This window comes from Campylobacter sp. RM6914, from assembly GCF_004803835.1.
Classification (GTDB): Bacteria; Campylobacterota; Campylobacteria; order Campylobacterales; family Campylobacteraceae; genus Campylobacter_A; species Campylobacter_A californiensis.
In genome coordinates this window covers 587,610-608,818 of record NZ_CP012545.1, presented here as the reverse complement: position 1 = coordinate 608,818, position 21,209 = coordinate 587,610, and the positions used below count along the sequence as shown (strand labels likewise).

General features: G+C 37.1%; 19 protein-coding genes. 12 read left to right on the top strand and 7 right to left on the bottom strand.

The features are described from left to right. Position 1: 1 nt before the first annotated feature. Positions 2-1,024 (bottom strand): ketol-acid reductoisomerase, encoded by a 1,023-nt coding sequence (ilvC, locus tag CCAL_RS03205; protein ID WP_170016479.1) that lies wholly within the window; start codon positions 1,022-1,024, stop codon positions 2-4. 145 nt (positions 1,025-1,169) lie between these two features. Here ilvC and CCAL_RS03200 point away from each other — a divergent pair, with 145 nt between their 5' ends. From CCAL_RS03200 to rpsR, 6 genes are all read left to right on the top strand, one after another. Further along, positions 1,170-1,988 (top strand): HDOD domain-containing protein, encoded by an 819-nt coding sequence (locus tag CCAL_RS03200; RefSeq protein ID WP_169936409.1) that lies wholly within the window; start codon positions 1,170-1,172, stop codon positions 1,986-1,988. After that, positions 1,985-3,913: an RNB domain-containing ribonuclease gene (locus CCAL_RS03195; protein WP_170016481.1), complete on the top strand. Its 1,929-nt coding sequence runs from the start codon at positions 1,985-1,987 to the stop codon at positions 3,911-3,913. Before CCAL_RS03200 ends, CCAL_RS03195 begins: the two co-directional genes overlap by 4 nt. Further along, on the top strand, positions 3,913-4,911 hold the full coding sequence (gene holA / locus CCAL_RS03190; RefSeq protein WP_170016483.1) for a DNA polymerase III subunit delta: 999 nt from the start codon (positions 3,913-3,915) through the stop codon (positions 4,909-4,911). Before CCAL_RS03195 ends, holA begins: the two co-directional genes overlap by 1 nt. A gap of 74 nt (positions 4,912-4,985) precedes the next feature. Beyond that, the gene (rpsF, locus tag CCAL_RS03185) at positions 4,986-5,408 is read left to right on the top strand and encodes a 30S ribosomal protein S6 (RefSeq protein ID WP_170016485.1); all 423 of its coding nucleotides are present in this window, start codon (positions 4,986-4,988) and stop codon (positions 5,406-5,408) included. Between the two features lie 14 nt (positions 5,409-5,422). After that, positions 5,423-5,983 (top strand): single-stranded DNA-binding protein, encoded by a 561-nt coding sequence (locus CCAL_RS03180; RefSeq protein ID WP_169936400.1) that lies wholly within the window; start codon positions 5,423-5,425, stop codon positions 5,981-5,983. Between the two features lie 13 nt (positions 5,984-5,996). Then, a complete protein-coding gene (rpsR, locus tag CCAL_RS03175; RefSeq protein ID WP_169936398.1) occupies positions 5,997-6,257 on the top strand; it encodes a 30S ribosomal protein S18 in 261 nt (86 codons plus the stop codon). Positions 6,258-6,491: 234 nt separating this feature from the next. On the opposite strand, the gene lon is transcribed toward rpsR, so the two are convergent. Together lon and CCAL_RS03165 are read right to left on the bottom strand one after the other, a co-directional pair. Continuing rightward, positions 6,492-8,903: an endopeptidase La gene (gene lon / locus CCAL_RS03170; RefSeq protein ID WP_170016487.1), complete on the bottom strand. Its 2,412-nt coding sequence runs from the start codon at positions 8,901-8,903 to the stop codon at positions 6,492-6,494. A gap of 17 nt (positions 8,904-8,920) precedes the next feature. Next, complete coding sequence (locus CCAL_RS03165; protein ID WP_169972136.1) at positions 8,921-9,568, bottom strand: outer membrane protein assembly factor BamD; 648 nt, start codon at positions 9,566-9,568, stop codon at positions 8,921-8,923. 142 nt (positions 9,569-9,710) lie between these two features. Between CCAL_RS03165 and fliW the strand changes: the two genes are divergently transcribed. The 6 genes from fliW to hpf all read left to right on the top strand — a co-directional run bounded on the left by fliW (position 9,711) and on the right by hpf (position 16,391). Further along, entirely contained in the window at positions 9,711-10,094 is a 384-nt protein-coding gene (fliW, locus tag CCAL_RS03160) for a flagellar assembly protein FliW (protein ID WP_169972135.1), read from the top strand. Positions 10,095-10,137: 43 nt separating this feature from the next. Next, positions 10,138-13,857 carry a hypothetical protein gene (locus CCAL_RS03155; RefSeq protein WP_170016489.1) on the top strand — a complete coding sequence of 1,240 codons (3,720 nt, stop codon included), beginning with the start codon at positions 10,138-10,140 and terminating at the stop codon, positions 13,855-13,857. Beyond that, positions 13,854-14,432 (top strand): prepilin-type N-terminal cleavage/methylation domain-containing protein, encoded by a 579-nt coding sequence (locus tag CCAL_RS03150; protein WP_169999739.1) that lies wholly within the window; start codon positions 13,854-13,856, stop codon positions 14,430-14,432. The genes CCAL_RS03155 and CCAL_RS03150 overlap by 4 nt, the downstream gene beginning before the upstream one ends. Continuing rightward, complete coding sequence (locus CCAL_RS03145; protein WP_169936386.1) at positions 14,429-15,307, top strand: prepilin-type N-terminal cleavage/methylation domain-containing protein; 879 nt, start codon at positions 14,429-14,431, stop codon at positions 15,305-15,307. The genes CCAL_RS03150 and CCAL_RS03145 overlap by 4 nt, the downstream gene beginning before the upstream one ends. Continuing rightward, positions 15,307-15,765: a type IV pilus modification PilV family protein gene (locus CCAL_RS03140; RefSeq protein WP_170016491.1), complete on the top strand. Its 459-nt coding sequence runs from the start codon at positions 15,307-15,309 to the stop codon at positions 15,763-15,765. Before CCAL_RS03145 ends, CCAL_RS03140 begins: the two co-directional genes overlap by 1 nt. A gap of 98 nt (positions 15,766-15,863) precedes the next feature. Continuing rightward, positions 15,864-16,391 carry a ribosome hibernation-promoting factor, HPF/YfiA family gene (gene hpf / locus CCAL_RS03135; RefSeq protein WP_170016493.1) on the top strand — a complete coding sequence of 176 codons (528 nt, stop codon included), beginning with the start codon at positions 15,864-15,866 and terminating at the stop codon, positions 16,389-16,391. Positions 16,392-16,425: 34 nt separating this feature from the next. On the opposite strand, the gene CCAL_RS03130 is transcribed toward hpf, so the two are convergent. The 4 genes from CCAL_RS03130 to CCAL_RS03115 are packed head-to-tail and all read right to left on the bottom strand — an operon-like array spanning position 16,426 to position 21,079. After that, positions 16,426-16,965: a DUF1523 family protein gene (locus tag CCAL_RS03130; RefSeq protein ID WP_170016495.1), complete on the bottom strand. Its 540-nt coding sequence runs from the start codon at positions 16,963-16,965 to the stop codon at positions 16,426-16,428. A 29-nt stretch (positions 16,966-16,994) separates the two neighbouring features. Then, positions 16,995-18,809 carry an ATP-dependent DNA helicase RecG gene (recG, locus tag CCAL_RS03125; protein ID WP_170016497.1) on the bottom strand — a complete coding sequence of 605 codons (1,815 nt, stop codon included), beginning with the start codon at positions 18,807-18,809 and terminating at the stop codon, positions 16,995-16,997. After that, positions 18,806-20,032, bottom strand: a complete 1,227-nt coding sequence (locus tag CCAL_RS03120; protein WP_170016499.1) for a M16 family metallopeptidase — start codon at positions 20,030-20,032, stop codon at positions 18,806-18,808. The genes recG and CCAL_RS03120 overlap by 4 nt, the downstream gene beginning before the upstream one ends. Further along, positions 20,033-21,079: a dehypoxanthine futalosine cyclase gene (locus CCAL_RS03115; RefSeq protein ID WP_169936373.1), complete on the bottom strand. Its 1,047-nt coding sequence runs from the start codon at positions 21,077-21,079 to the stop codon at positions 20,033-20,035. Positions 21,080-21,209: the final 130 nt, after the last annotated feature.

Genomic DNA, 21,209 nt, shown 5'->3' with positions numbered 1-21,209 from the left:
CTTAGTTTTTGTTTTGGTCTACGATTTTGCCGGCACTTATCCAAGGCATCATCGCGCGAAGTTTTTTGCCTGTTTGATTTAAAAGACTTCTTTCAGCTATGCCACGCTCTGCGTTCATTTTTACATAGCCGGCTTTTCTTTCTAGGATGAAATTCTTAGCAAAAGTTCCGTTTTGGATCTCTTTTAAAATTTCTTTCATAGCCTTCTTGCTGTTTTCATCAACTACTCTTGTGCCACTTACGTAATCACCGTATTCAGCAGTATTTGAGATAGAGTAACGCATGTCAGCCATTCCGCCTTGATACATTAGATCAACGATGAGTTTTAACTCATGCAAACACTCAAAGTATGCCATCTCAGGCTCATATCCGGCTTCAACAAGTGTTTCAAAACCTGCATTTACAAGTGCACATAAACCGCCGCAAAGAACTGCTTGCTCTCCAAAAAGATCTGTTTCAGTTTCATCTTTAAATGTAGTTTCGATGATGCCTGTTCTGCCACCGCCAATAGCTGAAGCATAGCTTAACGCGATAGCTTTTGCCTGCCCGCTAGCGTCTTGATCAACAGCGATTAGATCAGGTATACCGCCTCCGCGAACAAATTCACTTCTTACAGTATGACCAGGTGCTTTTGGGGCGATCATTATAACATCTATGTTTGCGGGAGCTTTTATCTGTCCAAAATGAACGTTAAATCCATGTCCAAACGCGATAGCAGCGCCGTCTTTTAGATTAGGTTTGATCTCGTTTTCAAAAATTTCAGCTTGAAGTTCATCGGGAGTTAATATCATAACTACGTCTGCGTCTTTTGTAGCCTCTGCCACACTTTTAACTTCAAAGTTTTTAGCCTCTGCTTTTGCCCAGCTTTTTCCGCCTTTTGCTAGTCCGATAACTACCTTTACACCGCTATCGCGTAGGTTCTCCGCATGTGCGTGACCTTGTGAGCCAAAACCAACGATAGCAACTTTTTTACCCTGAATAAGACTTAAATCACAGTCTTTGTCATAATAAATATTAACAGCCATATTTTCTCCTATATAAAATTTTGGCATAGATTATACAATTTACGAACTCAAATATCGCTGAAGTCGCAAATTTTATATCCTTTAAGTTTTATAACAAGCCATTTTAGATAAAATATTGCAAAAATTTTTAAGAAAGCTATCTATCATGAACGACTCAATATATAAAAAAATAAAATCCCTTCCTCCGCTTGACGATACGATTATCCAAATTCAACGCATTTGCGCTGATGAAAATAGCTCCATTAGCGATCTAACAAAGGTCGTAGAGCAAGATCCGATGCTAACGGCAAACATCTTGCGCTCGGCAAATTCTCCACTTTACGGCTTTAGCAAGGAGATCACTACCGTAGCAAGAGCGATATCTCTTTTTGGAACGGTAACTATACGAGGTTTTGCGCTTTCAAGTGCCGTAAAAAAGAGCTTTAATATAAATTTAGAGCCCTACGGAATAACTAGCCAGGACTTCTTAAATATCTCAACCATACAAAACGCTTTGATGTATAACTGGTACTCAAAAATAAAACCAAAAAGCCTTGAAATACTATCTCCAGCCTCTTTCATGCTAGAGATCGGAAAGATCGTTTTAGCTCACGAGCTTAACGAAAACGACGAAGCGGAAGAATTTAACTCAAGATTAAAAGATATCGTTTATCCTAGTGATTTAGCACTTTTAGAGAGTGAGTTTTTAGATATCACAAACGAAGAAGTCACTGCTAAAATTTTTGAGCAGTGGAATTTAGAAAATGAGCTCATAAATTCTATCTTCTACTCAAATGACCCAGAAGATGCGCCTGAGCACATAAAAGAGTATGCAAAAGCACTCAAGGTTATCAAAACAAGTGTAAATATCTTCAACCAACTTGATGATATAAGCATACAAAACACTCTTCCTTTACTTGATGAATACGGCTTTAGCCAAGATACTTTCTTGATGGCTACGGCAAAGGTAAAAGATAGTCTGTGAGAGAATTTTTAGAAAATTTAATCGACGGGATAACAGAAAAAGAAGTCTGTGCCTCAAACAAAGAAATTTTACGAAATCTCTTAAATTTAAATGCCGTTACAAAATACAACAATAAATTTTATCTAAACAACGGTTTTGTTTGCGGAAAACTTGACATAAGCTCGAACGGAACCGGTTTTTTACTACCTTATGATAAGCGTTTTAAGCAAGATATATTAATCGAAAATAAAAATTTAAACAACGGTCATTACGGCGATATAGTCCTCGTAAAACTCCTAAAAAATGGTAGAAAACGCGAAAACGGCAAGGTTGTAATGAGTCTAAAACTCGCAAACGAAACAAGCGTAGTTTACACAAAAAGTTTTGGCGCGGCAGTGCTTGGAGTAAATTTAAAAACCGGACTAAGCCTCGCCTTAAAGGCTAGTCAAAAAAGCCTAAAAGCCCTACCTACGGGCACTTTACTTAAAATAAACAACCTAAACAACGACATAGTAGAAGTCTTAGGAAATATCGCAGATCCTGCAAGTGATGAAAAAATTTCATTAGCCGTTTATAACAAAAACGACGAATTTACCGACGCTTGTGAAGATGAAGCCAGAGCTTGGGGTGACGAAGTAGATCCTAGCATGTATCCACAGCGAGTCGATCTTAGCGATCTTGACTTTTGCACGATAGACCCTATCGACGCCAAAGACTTTGACGATGCGATATATTTTGATGAAAAAAATCTTGAAATTTATGTAGCTATAGCCGATGTTAGCGAATACGTAAGCAGTTACGGCGCTATTGACAAAGAAGCTAAAACTCGTGGTTTTTCGATATACTTTCCTCACAAATCAATCCCGATGTTGCCACGAGCTTTAAGTGAAAATATCTGCTCACTAAAGCCAAATGTTGCACGTCTTGCATTTTGTTTTAAAATCTCTCTTGATAAAAATTTAGATGTAAAAAAAGAAGAGCTTTTTGAAGCTATAATCGCCTCCAAGAAAAGATTTAACTACGATCAGATAGATAAAATTTTAAAAGATGAAGAAAAAAGCGAGATCGACTGGATAAAACCTTTGCATAAATTAACGATCAAACTACGACAAAAGCGCCTAGTTCACGCGTTTGATTTTCGCACTCAAGAGCTTAGAATGAGTCTTGATGAAAACGGCGAAGTATGCGCAACTAGATTTGAAAACGACTCTGCTTCGCATCAATTAGTAGAAGACTGTATGTTGCTTGCAAACAAAGCAGCCGCCAAACGTATAAAAAAGGGTGTCTTTAGAAATCACGGCTCACCAGATCTTAAAAAAATCATAAATTTATTAAACGACCTTGCCTTACTTGGTCTTGACTTCTCTTATGAGAGCGACTTAGCAAATCTCATACGTAAAATTCAAGCAAAAGCAGAAATTTTAGGCAATCGCGAAGAGATCGACAAGCTAATTATAAAAGCACAAAAAAAGGCCGAATACGCAAGCGAAAACTTCGGACACTTTGGACTTGGATTTGACCGTTATACACATTTTACAAGTCCGATTAGGCGGTATTCCGATCTTATTTTGCATAGATTGCTAAAGGCAAATTTGTCAAAAGACGACAGGCTTTATAACTATCTACTTTTAAATATAGAAAATACGTGCTCAAATTTAAGCGAGCTTGAACGCGAAGCCGACAAGACGGCATTTGACTTTATGGATCGTAAATTTGCAAGGTGGGCAAGTAAAAATATCGGCAAACACGTCAAATGCTACATAAGCGAAAACCAAAACATCCTGATCGCAAAATTAGACGACGAACTAAAAGGCGCTAGGATATTTATACCAAACTACACCTGCGAGTTATTATCGCATGTTCTAGTAGAGATAACGCAAGCCGATATCGCCACAGCTAAAATCATCGGTAAGATCATAAAAAAGTTTGATAAAAAAGAAAAATAATGTATAAAAGAGAGCTTGAAAATGCGCTTTTAAATGGCAAAATAGCAAATTATTTTTTACTTTTTGGCGCTGACGAATACCAAATCGAGCTCTTTGCAAAGGAAATTTTAACCCTTTACAAAAAAGAAGAGACAAATATCTTAAGCCTTTACTTTAACGAATACGACTACGCAAGAGCCTTGTCACACTTAAGTGAACCGTCTCTTTTTGGTGGAGAAAATTTACTTCATATAAAAACCGATAAAAAGATCGCTTCTAAAGAGCTAAAAGAGCTGATAAAAGCATGTGAAAAAGATAAAAATAATTTCTTTTTATACGAATTTTACGAGTCAGATACCAAGATAACAACCGAAGCTCAAAGAACGTTTGGCTTAAATTTCGCTAGATTTTTTAAACCAAACAACCCCGAAGAGGCCTTACAACTACTTGCCAGACAAGCCGGAAAAATAGGACTAAACATAACCAAAAATGCACTTTACGAGCTTTACTTCATACATAATGAAAATTTATATCTTGCAGCAGGCGAACTTAACAAACTTGCGAGCTTAAATACCCACATCGAACAAGGCACGGTAAGAAAGCTTGTTTTTGGACTTGGAAGTGTAAATTTTGATGATTTTTTTAATAAATTTATTTCATTAAAAGATATCAAAAAAGACTTTTTTACATACGAGCAAGATCCGATATTTAACGAAATTTTATTTATTAACTCGCTTTATAAATCATTTTTTAGACTATTTAAACTCTACTCATATATAAAAATAAACGGCAAATTTGATATCAAAGAAGCTATCGGATATGCGCCTCCTCAAAACGTCGCAAATGCGCTAAAAACACAAAGTTTATCTTTAAATTTAAAGACTTATGCAGATGTTTTTATCCAGCTAAATTTAGCCGAATCAGAGCTAAAAACAAACCCCGGTATAGACAAGTCGGCATATCTTTTATCAACCATTCTAAACCTGCAAAACATAATATCAACAGCAAAAATTAAGTAAGAAAAAGGTATAATCCTAGCTTGCTTAAAAGCATCCTTGCTCGTTCGCGAGCTTAATACCCACAAGGAGAATCAATGAGACATTACGAGCTTTTATTCATTCTAAAGCCTACGCTTACAGAAGAAGAAGTTAAAGCAAAAGTTGATTTCGTAAAAGAAGTCATAACCAAAAACGGCGGCGAGATAGCCAATGTTGTAGAGATAGGCACAAGAAAACTTGCCTATGCTATTAAAAAATATGAGCGCGGCACATATTTTGTTATCTACTACAAAGCACCTCCGGCACTTCTAGCAGAACTTGTTAGAAATATCAGAATCACAGAAGATATAATCAGATTCTTAAGCGTTAAATACGAAAACAAACGCGAGATAGCCGCATGGGAAAGAATGGTAAAAGGTATCAGACAAACAATCGCTCGCAAAGAGCCACGTGAGCCAAGAGCACCACGTGAGCCAAGAGTTGAAAAAGTAGAAGAACAACCGCTTACAGAAGAGTAATTTAAGGATAAAAAATGTTCAATAAAGTAGTTTTAGTCGGAAATTTAACCAGAGATATCGAGCTAAGATATACAACAAGCGGTTCTGCTATCGGAAATTCTGGCATAGCAGTAACACGCCGTTTTACGGCAAACGGTGAAAAACGAGAAGAAACTTGCTTTATCGACATATCTTTTTTTGGAAAATCAGCAGAGATAGCCAACCAATACCTAAGTAAAGGTTCTAAAATTTTGGTCGAGGGTCGCTTGAAATTTGATCAGTGGACAGACAACAACGGCCAAAATAGAAGTAAACACAGCATAAGTGTTGAAAACATGGAAATGCTTGGAGGTGGCCCTTCTTCGCAAGGTGGATTCAATCAAAATAATCAAGGCGGATATCAACAGGGCGGTTATAATAGTGGGTCAAATTTCAACTCACAAAATAGCGGATATAACCAAAATGCACCGCAAAGAGCTCAAAATCAGCAATTTAACAAAAGAAGCAATGAAGATTATTATGAAGAAAAAATCCCTGAAGTAAACGTTGATTCGGATAATGTAAAATACGAAAGCGACGATACAATACCGTTTTAATTAAGGATAAATTATGGCAGAAAAAAGAAAATATTCACGCAAATATTGCAAATACACAGAGGCAAAGATAGATTTTATCGACTATAAAGATACTTCACTTTTAAAGTATTGCTTATCAGAGAGATTTAAGATAATGCCACGCAGACTAACTGGCACATCTAAAAAATACCAAGAAATGGTAGAAAAAGCGATCAAACGTGCTCGCCAAGCAGCGCTTATACCATATATAGTAGATCGTGATAACGTAGTAACAAACCCATTTGAGGGCCTATAATACTACTTTGCTTAGCCCATATTTGGGCTAAGCACTTTTATAAAAATTATATTACTTTCTTCTTTAAATTTAATCTTCTCTATATTTTTACTCCTATAAAACCTTTATATAAATATTATTATAAAAATTTATTTAGCTTGCAAGATATATTTGTTGTTAAATTTAAAGAAAAAAGAGATAAAAATTTAAAATATTTTCCGGCAAGTTTACAAAACCTACCGGGAAAAATGAATTTTACTTAACCAAAGCGTTTTTCAACACATCTTCTATCGTATCAACGGCAATAATGTTGATATCTTTTTTTACTTCATCAGGGATGTCGTTAAGATCTCGTTCGTAGTTTTTACGTGGAATAAGAGCCGTTTTGATACCTGCCTTGTGAGCAGCAATAAGCTTTTCTTTTAGTCCTCCTATCGGAAGTACTTTTCCGCTTAAAGTGATCTCGCCCGTCATAGCAACATCATGGCGAACTTTTATATCAGTTAGTATAGAAGCTATGGCTGTAACCATCGTTATGCCGGCACTTGGACCATCTTTTGGCGTTGCACCTTCTGGAACATGCACATGCAAGTCATATCTACGGTAAACATCGCTAGCCTCAAGCTTGCGCTTATCATCTTCAAATTTTGGCACGATAGCCATCGGAACTTTTAGCTTTTTATTATCGATTAGTACCTTTACCACACTAAATGCTATTTGTGCAGACTCTTTCATTACATCGCCAAGCTGCCCGGTTATTTGCATCACGCCCTTGCCCTGTATACGTATGGCTTCTATACGAAGCACATCGCCACCTACGCTAGTCCAAGCTAGGCCATTTACCTGACCTATCTGGTCTTTTTTATCGGCTTGCTCTATCTCATAAACCTTTTTCTCTAAAAATTCTTTTAAATTTTTAGCCGTTATAGTAACTTTGCCCTCGCTATTTTTAGTTAGGATATTTTTAGCAACTTTCCTAAGTATATCAGCTATCCTACGGCGTAAATTACGCACTCCGCTCTCACGTGTGTAGTCTGAAATGATAAGTTCAAGAGCCTCTTTATTTATACTAACATCGCTTGGTTTTAGTCCATGTTTTTTAAGCTCTTGAGGGACTAGATATTTTTTAGCTATCTCAAATTTTTCTTGTGGAGTATATGAGCTAAGCTGTATAAATTCCATCCTATCGCGTAAAGGAGCAGGAATTTGACTTACGTCGTTTGCGGTGGCTATAAATATCACTTTGCTAAGATCAATATTGAAATTTAGATAATAATCACGAAATTTATTATTTTGCTCCGGATCTAAAATTTCAAGTAAAACAGCAGTCGGATCACCTCTATAGCTTCGCCCTACTTTGTCTATCTCGTCAAGCACCACAACAGGGTTCATTTGCTTTGCCTCTATAAGCCCTTGGACAATACGTCCGGGCATCGCGCCTATGTAGGTTCTACGATGTCCTCGAAGCTCATTAACATCCTCAAGCCCACCCAGAGCTATACGCACTAGCTCGCGCTTTAAAGCTTTTGCGATAGAATTTGCTAGACTTGTTTTACCAACTCCCGGAGGTCCCGCAAAACAAAGTATGGCACCGTTGTTTACTTTCTCGCTAACACCACGAAGTTCAAGTAATTCACGTAAAGCAAAATACTCCTCAATACGCTCTTTTGGCTTTTCTAAGCTGTAATGGTCAGCATTTAAATGCTTGCTTACCTCAGCGATAGACGACTTTTTCTTTGCTAAATTTTCAAAAGGCACCTCAACAACCCAGTCAAGGTAGCTTTGTAAGGTATTTGCGTCGGCGCTGTCAGGGTGCATGCGAGATAGTTTGTCTATTTGCTTTTTTATCTCTTTGTATGCATCTTCACCCATAAATTTTTTCTTACTTTCAAGCTTTTTGCGATACTCTTCTATCTCTTCATCACGGTTTGAGTCAGCACCAAGCTCGGCTTGAATTTGCTTTAATTGCTCTTTTAGAAAATACTCTTTATTTGTCTTATCTATCTTTGAATGAACTTTATTTTTTATCTCTTTTTGTAGCTTGTTTGCTTCGATCTCTTCTATAACATAGTCGATTAGCTTAAGCAGACGCTGCTCTAAATTTTCTTCGATAAAAAAACTATAAGCGATCTGTTTTTTAAGTCTAAGTGCGCTTGAAACAAGATCACATACACGCACGGCTTCTGCACTCTCTTCTATCGTTTTAAGTAAATCAGGCGGAAAGAAATGGCTTACTTGCGCTAGTTCGCGCACCTTTTCTCTAAGAACTACGATCAAAGCATCGGTTTTAACCTGCGAAGGACGTACTACATGTAGCGCATCAACCATTGCCTCAAGAGGATTTTCATTTATAACGTGTAGTATGCGACCCTTTTCCATGCCTTGAAAAAGTATCTTTACTCTACCATCGGGTAAAGGCACACGCCTCATGATAGTGCCGATAACTCCTGCGTCATACACGCTTTCAAAATCCCTAGCTCCGTCGTTTTGAGGTTTTGCAGGAACTATTAGCACAGGCGTTTCGTCAGCTAGCGCAATATCAAGTGCACGTAAATTTTCTTCGTCACTTAAAAATAGCGGCGTTATCATAAATGGATATAAAAACAGTTCATCTTCTACAATTACAGGCAATTTTGCCGGTAATGTCTTGTTATCGTTTATTTGCAAATTTATCACTCCTAATTTTATTCAAACATTTTTCTATACCAAGGAAGCACCGGCTCAAGCAAATTTGCATCTTTTAGCGGTGAAGCCTCTATCTTTTGTCTATAAATTTCAGCCGAGGTTTCACGTCCTGTGCGCATATAGAGGTCATATATCTGGGTGTCTAGATAGTAGATAGCAAGCTTAAATTTAATAAGCATAGTCTCTATAAGCGGCTTATACTGCGTATTTGGATACATATATAAAAATTTCTCTATCTCAACCACGCTATCTTCCATTAGCTTTTGGTTGCGATTTGGCTGTGAAAATGAGTCAAAATTTGCTTTTATCTTAAGGTATTGAGCAAATTCCGTCTTTGCCGCACCATCGCCATATCTTTTTATGTATTCGTCAAGGTAGTAATTTGCCAGTATATACTCTTCTTCGTTAACATGCGCTTGTGCTAGGATCAAAAGCATTTGTTCTAAAAGTGGGCTTGCTACGTGCTCACTAGACATCGACACATAGTGCTTATCCGCACTCTCTAAATCAGCATCCTTTATATCAGCGATAATTTGCGCATACCACTCATCAGGAGTGAGGTTATAAAGTTCTGTGTATTTTTCTGCACAACCACTTAAAATCGCGCTAAAACCGACAATAATAATAAAATTTAAGATCCTACGCATAGTGTTCCTTGAAATTTGATTTTTTGCTATTTTACATTTTTTGGTATTATTTTTGCATAAATTTGTAAATTTTTGTTTTTCTTAGACTAAAACATGGTAAAATAAAAGTCAACTCAAATAAATCAAAAAACAAGGAGTAGGTATGACATTTAGCGTTAAAAGTCCGATATTAGGCTTTGAGCACATTAAAACAATGGAGATAATAGAACTTGATAAATTTTTCGTAAAGCTTCAAAGTAAGGACGATAACACTTCTTTTACCATGATAAACCCTTTTGCTCTTAGGGATTATGACTTTGAAATTCCTACTTATTATGAAGAGCTTATGCAGATAAAAGACAGCAGCGAGCTTAAAATTTACAACATCATTGTTGTTTCTTTACCTCTTGAAACCTCAACTGTAAATTTTATAGCCCCCATAGTTTGTAATATGGACAACATGACATTATCACAAATAGTGCTTGACGCTGCCGTATATCCGCAGTATGGGCAAGCGGAAAAGATAGAAAACTTTATACAAAAGTAACCAGCTTGGACCGATCTTGGTCTAAGTCCCCTAAAGGCTTGCAATGATAAGATTAAAATTTACCGTATGTGTTTTTGCTGTATTTTTTGGCGTAAATTTGCTCGGAGCTATTTACAAAGACACAAACGGTTTAAGCCATGATGTCATCAAAGAAAATACCGGCTTTGGCAAGAATGGATACAGAGATATAAAAACCGATAACGTCTTAACAAAAAAAGGCATCAGCAAGCCAAGTATATACGGAGATATGGAAGTAACTGGGGCTACTATATCTATACCTGAAGCAGGTGAATATTTTTTTGAACCAAAAGTATACAATGATTTAGATTCGGTTCGAACCACAATAAAATTTATAAAAAATGATACAAATTTCATAACCAACTCATCAAGTGCTACTCTTGATTTTAGCGATAAGAGCAAATTTGAACAACAAAACATAGATGGAAGTAAGGTTATATTTGCAAAGCTTTATTGGGCCGGTTCAATATCAAACAAATGGGGTCTAAACTCATTTAACGATAACGATAAAGTATTGCGGAATAGGTATTACTCAGATATTAAAAATTTTAATACCATACAATTTAAAACACCAAACGGTAGGATTTACTCTCTAACAGCCAAAGAAGCGGATACAAAATGGTACGGCTCATACACCAATGATGGTATGCAGTTTATGTATCAGGCAAATATAGATGTAACAAATATAATTAAAAAAACGCTCGGAAAAGATAAAAAAGGTAGGACATTTACTGCAGGAGATATAATATCTACAAAAGGAAAATCTTTTCCTTTAATAGGCTATAGAGAAGGTTCTTGGAATAATAAACTATATGCACCTTTTTATGGAGGTTGGGCTTTAGTGGTAGTATATGATTTTGGCGACCAGCATACCAATATCATAAAACCAAAAAATATTAGTATCTATGACGGACTTACCATATTAGCTCCTATAGTAAAAAACAAATCAATGAATCTTAAATTTGATGGCTTTTACACTCCTACTCGCGGAGACGTACATTCGTCATTTTCTATCTTATCGTTTGGCGGTAAGAAAGAAATATATAATGCCGAAGTTATAGAAATCAATTCAAAAAAAATTATAAACGATAACAGCAATAGAATCAACCAATACAAAGACATTAACAATAATATATACTTTGATAACTATTTTAATAGCACAATAACAAAAAATGGAAAACACCTAAATTCAAATAGAGTTTATAATAACCAAATGGATCTTGATACCTATAACATAACTAATCTCATAGGAAACTCACAAACAAGTGCAACAGCAAAAATAACAGCCGGTACCAAAAGTATATACGGTACAGATTTTGGCGAGCGTACTAATATCGGTATGGTAGGATTTTCAACCACGCTTTATGTGCCTGAAGTATGCTACATGGAAAAGATAGAGTATAAAAGGGGTGATTCTGATTTTATTGAGATAAGTACCGACGAGAAACAAAAAACACAACTAAGGATCGGTGATATCCTAAAAAATACACTCATTATAAAAAATAAAGGCAACGAAACAGCCGAAGGTGTCGTTGTAACGGCTGAATTTGACTCAGAAAATGCCATCAAAAACACCTATATCGTGCCTACTCGTATCTCAGAGTCTTTTGACATACTAGACTCAGAAGTAAACAAAGCAAATTTATACACTTTAAACGGCAAGTTAGTAGATTTTTATGTAGGAAAGGGAGCGGACAGCGGCGAAGGAGGGTCGTTTGATAATATTAATCGTGCACTTATACGATTTGAAAATATATTAAACGGCGAATTTAAACCAATCGACTATAGAGTGTCATTTAAAAATAAAAGCATGGACTATAAATACGAGTCCGGTTTTATAAGCAAATGCGAAAGTAAAAAATACCAAATAGAAACAATACTTCCGGAAAAAAACGAGATAGACGTTGTTAATAAAAACTATGCGAAAAACGAAAAAAGAAGCTTGTTTACACAACTTTCAGGAAGAGCGTTTGATGTCAAGCTTATGTTTTTTGATGAAAATAATGCCGTAGCTACGACTCCTGCCATATTTATAAAAGACGATGTAATGACGGTTGGTGTTGTTTCCGGGGGTTGTGATGCGGATTTTATCGAAAGTACGGCGCGGGAAATAAACACAAAAGGCAAAACAGAATTTGACATAGAAAGAGTTTTGGTAAACGGATCGTATAGTTTCTTAAAATTCAAAATGGTATATAAGAACCAATTTGACGAAACCATAGAAAAATGCTCTTCAGACTCATTTGCTGTTAGACCGGACAAATTTATACTACAAGAAGATGGTCAAAATATCAACTCTCTCATAGGCGGCAAAAACTATGACAACATCACCATCAAAGCCCTTAAATACGGTGGCACTATCGATGATAACTTTGGTGCAAGGATAGGAGATATCAAATTTACGCAAACAAATCCAGACGGTTGTGACATCGAGCTTGACGAACTTAAAGGGCTAAAATTTAACGCCGATATAAAACATGGCGAAGGAAGATTAACAAAAGAAACAGGCGGCGTAGCGGTTGCCCAAGATCAATCCACAAATTTTTACTACCCAGACATAGGCTTAGCAACGATAAAAGCGGCAGACACCAAATACACAAGCACTGATAGCATAAACAACGACTGCGTTATAAACAGTAGCGCATCAAACGAAAACATTAATGGCATGATAGGGTGTGATATCCCGCTAGATCAAAGTCTTACGTTTACACCAAAAGACATACGTGTAGATAAATTTAGCTTTCCTAACGATAAAGCAGCAGTCTATCTAAGCCAAACTATCGACAACAATAGCCCTGCTCACACCTACGCAAAAGCGCAGTTTCAGATCACGGCAAGGCTTTATAACGATAAGCCCGCTCTTATGTATAGCAATGGTTGTTATGCAAAAGATGTTAAATTTAACATGTCCTTTAACCCAGGCAGTGACACTGACACAAACATAGCTAGCACGAAAGAAAAGATCCACTACTTTATGGATGACTCCAAACTAAAGCAAAATGAAGATGATAAATTTAATGCACTCGCCGAAGGTTTTGCAAGAGGTGTTTTTAACGGCGAAGTCAAAATAAATTTTGCACGAGAAAAAAACCTAGCCATAAATCCATTTCAAATCACAAACGATCAGTTTGAATTTAGCGATATAAAAGACGCTGATAATGTCAATGGCACAACATATATAAAGCCACAAGGTGATGAAATAAAGTCGGCAAATTTTTACTACGCCAGACTTTATGCACCGTATTTAGAAGGTCCAAAAAACGGATTTGACACAAATTTGTATTATGGAATTTACTGCAACAACTGCGATAGCGCTATATTTGACGCAAGCAATGCTTCTGTCTTGCCAAATACCGGCGGCTGGTATATCGACAAAAACGCCGGGCCCGATAAAGCAGTTGCAATAACCTTTGATCCAAAACCCACCTCAGCAAAGGCACGGATCAAGGAAGGCTATACTTTAAATAATGGTAAAATGCCTATAAATTTAAGTAGCACTGTGGCCGGATATGCACAAATCAACATGCAAGACCTTCCTGAATGGCTAATTTACAACCAAACAAACAAAGACGCCACCTATAATGACTTTGTCGTTAAATTTTTAGACAAGGGAGGCTGGGGCGGTAGCTCTCTTGGGCTAAAAACCAAAGATAATGACGGCAAAAACATGGGCGAAGGAAAATTTATCGGCGGTAGCGACTTTGAAGGAGTTTCGGAAAGAACAAACAGAAGGATAGAGTGGTGAAAAAGGCATTTTCGCTTATCGAAGTCGTTTTAGCGCTGATCGTGGTCGCTATCGTAAGTGTAAGCATACCTATCATCATAAAACAAACAAATGTCGCAAACACAAAAGCCTTGACACAAGAAAGTATCTTAAACGCTAAAACATACATGTCTTTGGTGCTCAAATCCGCCTTTACATGCGATTATATAAGCGAAAATGAAAACACGCTTGTGCCGATATTTAACGATACAAATTTTTATGAATCAAATTCCATCTCTGGTGACGGCAGAAGAAATTTTCAACCAAAAACCGGAGCTAACCTAGATAAAGCCTGCCCGGAGAGCATAACCAACATAAAAAGCATAGCAAATTTTACCGGCAACGTAAACATGGAAGCAACAAAAGAAAGAGACTACATACTCTCTTCAACATACAACGTCACAGTGTCTAACTTCAACTCAAACAACGATATAAAGCGCATAGATATAAAAACAAAAGCCTACGACAAACAAAGTCATGAAACCGAAGTAACCCTAAGTGGTTTTGCGGTAAATATCGGCGATAGCGGGCTTTTAAATACTAAAGAGTGGCAGTGAGAGCAACAAAAAAGGCATTTACTCTAATCGAACTAATCATCGTTATCGTTGTGCTTGGTATCGTAGGCTTGATGACACTTCAAGTAACAACAACTGTTTTTAAAAACTATGTGCAAAGTAAAGCGATGAATTCGCTGCAAACTCAAACCGAACTTGTGCTTGAACAGATCTCAAAAATGCTTAGCTATCGCATAAAAGAAAGCGTTATCGCAAGAAAAGGCACAAGTAGCAACATACTACCCTTAAATAACGATCAGGTAAATAACGAATACACAACGCTTGAGTTTATAACATACGCTCGAGAGATGTTTAACGATGGTATTTATAGCGGATTTGCCGACTTAGAGCCAAGCAGCAAAGCAAATGGTCTTATAACTCCAGGAAGCAAACTTTCTAGTCTAAATCAAGAAAATGGCATTTTGGATGACTTTGGTGTAGCGATAACCGACCTAGCCGTGATATTTAAGGGTTTAGCCTATGATGCCACAACTTCTTTTGGCTATAACAACACAAACTCTCTTGATGTCGCAAAGATAACAAGCGTTGAGGATAACAAAATACATTTAACTCACGACGGCGAAATCTCAGAACAATACCACATAGCTTACAGCGCATATGCTATCGCCGTTAGCGATGAAAGCGAGCAAAGAGGCGACTTTACGCTAAAGCTTTACTACAACTATCAACCATGGCTTGGCGAAAAATTTCAAAATGCAGATAGTGCGATATTAGCAGAGAATGTGACTAGATTTAACTTTACCGAGCAAAACGGCGTAGTAGTCATAAAACTTTGCATGCACGAAGCAGGCAAGTCAGGGCTTATGTTTGATAAGAATTTTGACTTTACCGTATGCAAATCAAAGGCGATATACTAATGAAGCGTGGTTTTAGCTTGCTGGCGGCGATATTTTTTGTGGTAGTCATATCAAGTCTTGGCATATTAGCACTCGAACTATCAATGGCTAGCATGCGACAAACAACTGAAATTTATCTAAGAGAGCAGGCTGAGCTTTTGGGGCAAGGTGCAACCGAAATGGCAATGCTTGAAATTTTTAACCATGATTTTAGCAAAGGTTGCCCTAGTAATCCAATAATATCCGATCAAAATTTCAATGATATTTTTAACTACTCGGTTTATGTGCATTTTTTTGGTCAGATTGGTAATTGCGACGATGGCAAGCTAGTAACTGACATACAAACCCCTCAAAGCATAGGAACAGTCAGGCTAGATGTCTTCGTAACAACAAAAACAAAGATAAATAGCGAAGGCGAAGAAGAAAGCATCACGCCAAACCCAATAAGCTTTCACAAACGAACACTGCAAAAACTATAGTTTTTTATTACAAAATTAATTTTCTTTATTAAATTTAAGCTAAAAATTTTAAGCTTGGTGTGCTATAATAATGTTACTTTCAAACAAAGGAGTATGCTATGAATATAAGCATTGTAGGAAGACAACTTGAGCTTACAGAGCCGATAAAAAGCTATATAGAAAACGCTTTTGAAACACTGGGAAAATACAATCTAGACATAATATCAGGCAGATGTGTTGTTTCAGCTGACGAAAAACAAGGCAGAAAAGGTTTTAATGCAGAATTTGCGTTGAATATGGCACATAAAGATACGATCGTTATCCGCCAAAAAGACAAAGACCTTTATGCGGCAGTTGATCTAGCAATAGACCGTGCATCTAAAGTTTTACGCCGTGAACACGATAAAAAAATCACAGTTAAAGGCAAAGATGACGGCAAAGAAGTTCGCGCTCGCATAGCAGAAGAGCCTGTTGAGGGTGTAGACGAGATCATCCCTATGGAACTTGAACTTTATAAACCGCTTGAGATCGAAGAGGCACTTGAACACCTTAAAAATAGCGAAATGCAATTTTATGTATTTAACGATATCGACGCTAAAATGCGTGTGATATATAAAAGAGCCGACGGTAAATTCGGACTTTATTGATACTTCCTGGGGGCGGTTAAACGCCCCTTATTTACTACTTGTCAAACAATCTTTTTATAACTCTTACACTAAAACCAAACGAAACCAAAAGCAAAACATAAAAAACATAAGTCATGATAGGATTTGAAAGTTCGCTTGCATCTTTTATCTCTCGTATGGATATTATGTTTCTAAATTCATCAAGCAGAGCTATCCGCCAACCGTAAAATTTGACCTGAACTAGCTTTTGTTCACCCGCAAAACTTTGCGCTACGGCCTGCACATCGGCTGAGTTAAATTTAAAATAAAATGGAAATCCCCATCTTGTGTCTTCATTACGATAAGGCATGACCTTTGTGCTATTAGCCTCTTGTGTGTAGACAAAATACACATCTCTAGTTGGTCCGTCGGCAGGATTTGCCGTGCTTACAAGCCCATCTTTATCCATGCGTTTTACTTCTCCGCCGGTTATAAGAGCGTCATCATAGTGCGGAAATGCATAGTTTACTGCAACGGCTAACATAAAGTGAGCCAAAAGCGAAACAACTATAAAAGAAATTTTTGCCGATCTTTTTAAATTTTGCCCAAAATTCATAACAATCCTTTAAATTTTAGTGCATTTTACTATAGAATTCTTAATGCTTTTAACCTATCTTGTGCGGCTTTTGTAATATCTTCCTCATACTCGTAATACTCAAAAGTAGCACCATGCTGAACACTTCCGTCAAGAATATCGCCGCTTTGACGATTTTTAAGATCAAGCTCGGCTATTTTAAAGCCATCAAGAGTTTGAGCAAATTCTATAAGTCTTGAAGGCGTTTGCTTAAGCTTGGTAAATAAAAAACAATACCCATCGCCACCATTTCTTCCTACCCTGCCACGCAACTGATGAAGAGTAGCAAGGCCTAACCTCTCGGCTCCTACGATCAAAATAGTGCTAAGACGAGGCAATGAGATGCCGACCTCAACGATGGTTGTTGCCAAAAGCAGATCACCATCTTCTTTGAATTTAAGCAAAATTTCATCTTTTTGCTTGTCTTTGCCGTGCGTTATATATACATTTTTAAAATTTTGAAGCCAAAAATCACTCGCCTCACTTAAGCTTTGATAGTTTAACACCTCAGAGCTTTCAACTAGTGGATAGACGATCACAGCTTGACGATGGTTTGAAATTTCAGAGCGAAGATGTGCCATAAACGCACCAAAATCAGCGCTTTTGATCACCTGTGTATGTATATTTTTTTTAAAAGGAATTTCTTTTAAAAAGCTATAGCTAACAAGCGAAGAGTTTATCATAGTTAAAGTGCGCGGTATCGGAGTAGCGGAAAACTGCACAAAAGTGGCACTCCTTTCACCGTCTCTAACGAGCTCCTCGACCTTGTTTCGTTGCGCAGAGCCAAAACGATGTTGCTCATCAACCATGACGAGCACGGATTTTGGCAGTTTTGTGTAGAGTAAAACATGTGTTCCGATGATTAGGTTTGCATTAGCTAGATCCGGCTCTTTTTCTCCACTTTTAACAAGCACGACATTCATAAAGTCCGGCAAAAGTCTGCATGCCTCTTCATAAAGTTGATTTGCTAAGATACTAGTTGGTGCCATCAAAATACTCTTGTTTGGATATGCGCTAAGTGCAGCACCTAAGATAACCAAAGTCTTGCCGCTACCAACGTCTCCCATAATAACTCGCCGTTTTGCCTGCGTGCTACTCATATCTTGTCTGATATCATTTATGGCGTTTAACTGGTCATTTGTTGGGGTAAACGGCAAATTTTTAAGCCACTCATTAATATCAAAAGGCTCAATTTTTTGATTTTTAAAGTATAATTTTTTAGAATTTAGCTTTTTTATATAGTTAAAAATTTCAATAAATTTTATTACACGAGTGTCAACTTCGCCATTTTTTAGCAAATTTAGCAAAGATATGCTATCTTCATCTCCTTTTTGGATAGCGACTAAAAATGAAATTTCATTTTCATTTAAGCCCTCGGCCCTTAAATTTTCGTTTGTTATGTATTTTTTGATTAATTTTTTTAATCTTTCATCTTTCATATCACGTCTAAATTTCGGACTTATGACGCCTGTTTTTGTGATGATTTTTGGATTAGCTATCTGCCATGCACCGTAAGCATAAGCACACGTCCCGTTTAAGATAAGCTCTTTATGTGGTTTAAAAGCACCGTAGTGCCAAGGTTTTGCGTGAAATATAACAAGCTTTATCTCACACTCCCAAGTTTGACAAAAGGCAGTTGCGATAAGCATGCCGCCACTTGCTCGTCGCAAGGTTAAAATTTCAGCCTCTACACAAACCACGCCTTGTCTTGGCGAGCTTGTTATAAAGCTACTTTCAAAGCTTTTAGGAAGCACCAAAGCTAGATCAAGCAAGCTATAAACACCGATCTTGGCTAGCTCTTCGCGCTCGTTTGCTTCAAATTTCATTTGCCGTCATAAAGCACACAAAAGCTAAGCTTGCTTATCTCGTCATGAGTGGCGATAAAGTCGTTTAGCTCCTTAAGACTAAGCGCTTCTATCTTTTTAAGCTCATCCATAAAAGAGCCTAATTTTTTACCTTGATAAAATTCACCCTCGGCTATACCAAGCCTACGAAATAACGTCTCAAGCCTTAAAGGAAGCGAACCTAGTAAAAATTTCTTCGCCTGAGCCAACTCGTTTTTGGTAGCGCCATGCTTTATAAATTTATCAAATTCACTTAAAACAACCGACATGGCTTCATCTTTACTCTCATTTTTAGTTTGTAAATATCCATAAACTTGGGTGCTACTAAGGTTATAGACCCCGCGCGCATAAGCCGAGTACGCAAGCCCGCGTTTAACACGAATTTCTTCCATGATACGTGAACCAAAACCACTCTCGCCAAGTATAAACATCGCCACATTTGCTTTAAATCTCTCATCCTGAATTACGTTAAACGGAGCTCCAAAATACACATACGCTTGCTCGCTTTGCTTTGTTATAAATTTCTTTTCACATTTATCGCTTGTTGTTAAAATTTCAAGCTCGCGTTTTTTACCAACTTCTAGTAAATTTAACGCATCTTTTAAAAGCCAAAGATCATTTTCGTTTACATCTCCGCCAAAAACGATAAATAAATTTCCAAGATCCATATGAGAGGATAAAAATTCTTTTATATCATTTAAACTTATGGCCTCTATGCTCTCTTTTATTCCGATGTTTGGCATAGCTAAATTTGTGCCTTTATAAAGCAACTCATAAAGTCCACATCTTGCCACGTAGTCGTTATCGTTTGCTAAATTTGATATCTCACCAAATGTTGTTATCTTGCACTTATCAAGGCTTTCCTTGGTTAAATTTGGCTCAGCAAGCAACTCTGCTAGTTTATCTAGCGCAAAATTAAAATACTCTTTTAAGCAATTTATATCTATCGCCAAGGTTTCATAACCTGCACTTACTTCTAGGTTTATCGCCCTTGTTTCAAGCTCGCGCGCAAATGCTATACTCCCTTTGCTTTTTGTGCCTTCATTTAGCATATTTGCCGCAAGCCTAGCAAGACCGGCAGTTTTGTTCTCGCAAGCGCCAGCTACCTTAAAAATAAGCTTTAAGCTGGCTACAGCAAGGCTTTTTGAACTTTCAAAAACAACAGGGATATCTACATTTTTTACATTTAAATTTGTAACTTTCATCTAAAATCTCTCTAAGATGTCGTAATTTGTATTGCGTTTGGCAGGAATTTCACCTATATCACGGATTAGCGCGATCATCTCATCTTGACTCATCCTATAGCTAGCACCTGCTGCTTTCACAACATTTTCTTCCATCATTGTCGAGCCAAGATCATTTGCGCCAAATTTCAATGCAAGCTGTCCCACATAACTTCCTTGCGTAACCCAGCTGCTTTGTATGTTTTTAAAATTATCCAAAAACAGTCTTGAAACCGCAAGCAGTCTTAAGTAGCGATTTGAACTTTGCTTTTGAATTTGTGGATACTCTTGCATGAGTTTTGTATTAAGCCCTTGAAAACTCCACAATATAAACGCACGAAAACCGCCCGTCTCATCTTGTAAATTTCTTATGTGATCCCAGTGCTCAACTATCTCACGTGTAGTTTCTACCGTGCCAAACATCATTGTTGCGGTTGATTTTATGTCAAGTTTGTGTGCTTGTCTGTGCACATCAAGCCAAATTGCGGTGTCACACTTTCTAGGAGCGATGATATCTCGCACCCTATCGCTTAAAATTTCAGCACCCGCTCCCGGTATCGAGTAAAGACCTTTTGCTTTTAAGCGACTTAAAACTTCAGCTATCGTTATCTTTGAAATTCTAGCTATATAATCTATCTCAACTGCCGAAAATCCATGTATCGTAATGCTTGGATATTTTTTACTTATATACTCGACTAAATCCTCATACCACTCGATCTTAAGCTTTGGATGAACTCCGCCTTGAAATAAAATTTGAGTTCCGCCTATCTCTAATAGCTCCTCGATCTTTTTGCCGATCTCTTCAAAACTTAAAACATAAGCGTCTTCTTCTTTTGCATGGCGATAAAATGCACAAAATTTACAATCTACCCAGCATACATTTGTGTAGTTTATATTTCTATCGACGATAAATGTTGTAATCGCGTCTGGATGTAGCTCTTTTTTTCTAGCGTATGCCATACGTCCAAGCTCATGAAGCGGTGCGTTTTCGATAAGCCAAACCGCCTCGTCTATACTAAGTCTTTTCAATTTTACATAACCTCTTTAAAATTTTATGGTAGTTTATCAAAATTTTGCTGTTAAAACTCAAAAAACAACAAATTTTAAAGGGTGTTAATAAAATTTTTAAAAACAAACTATAGTATTCAAAAATTATTTT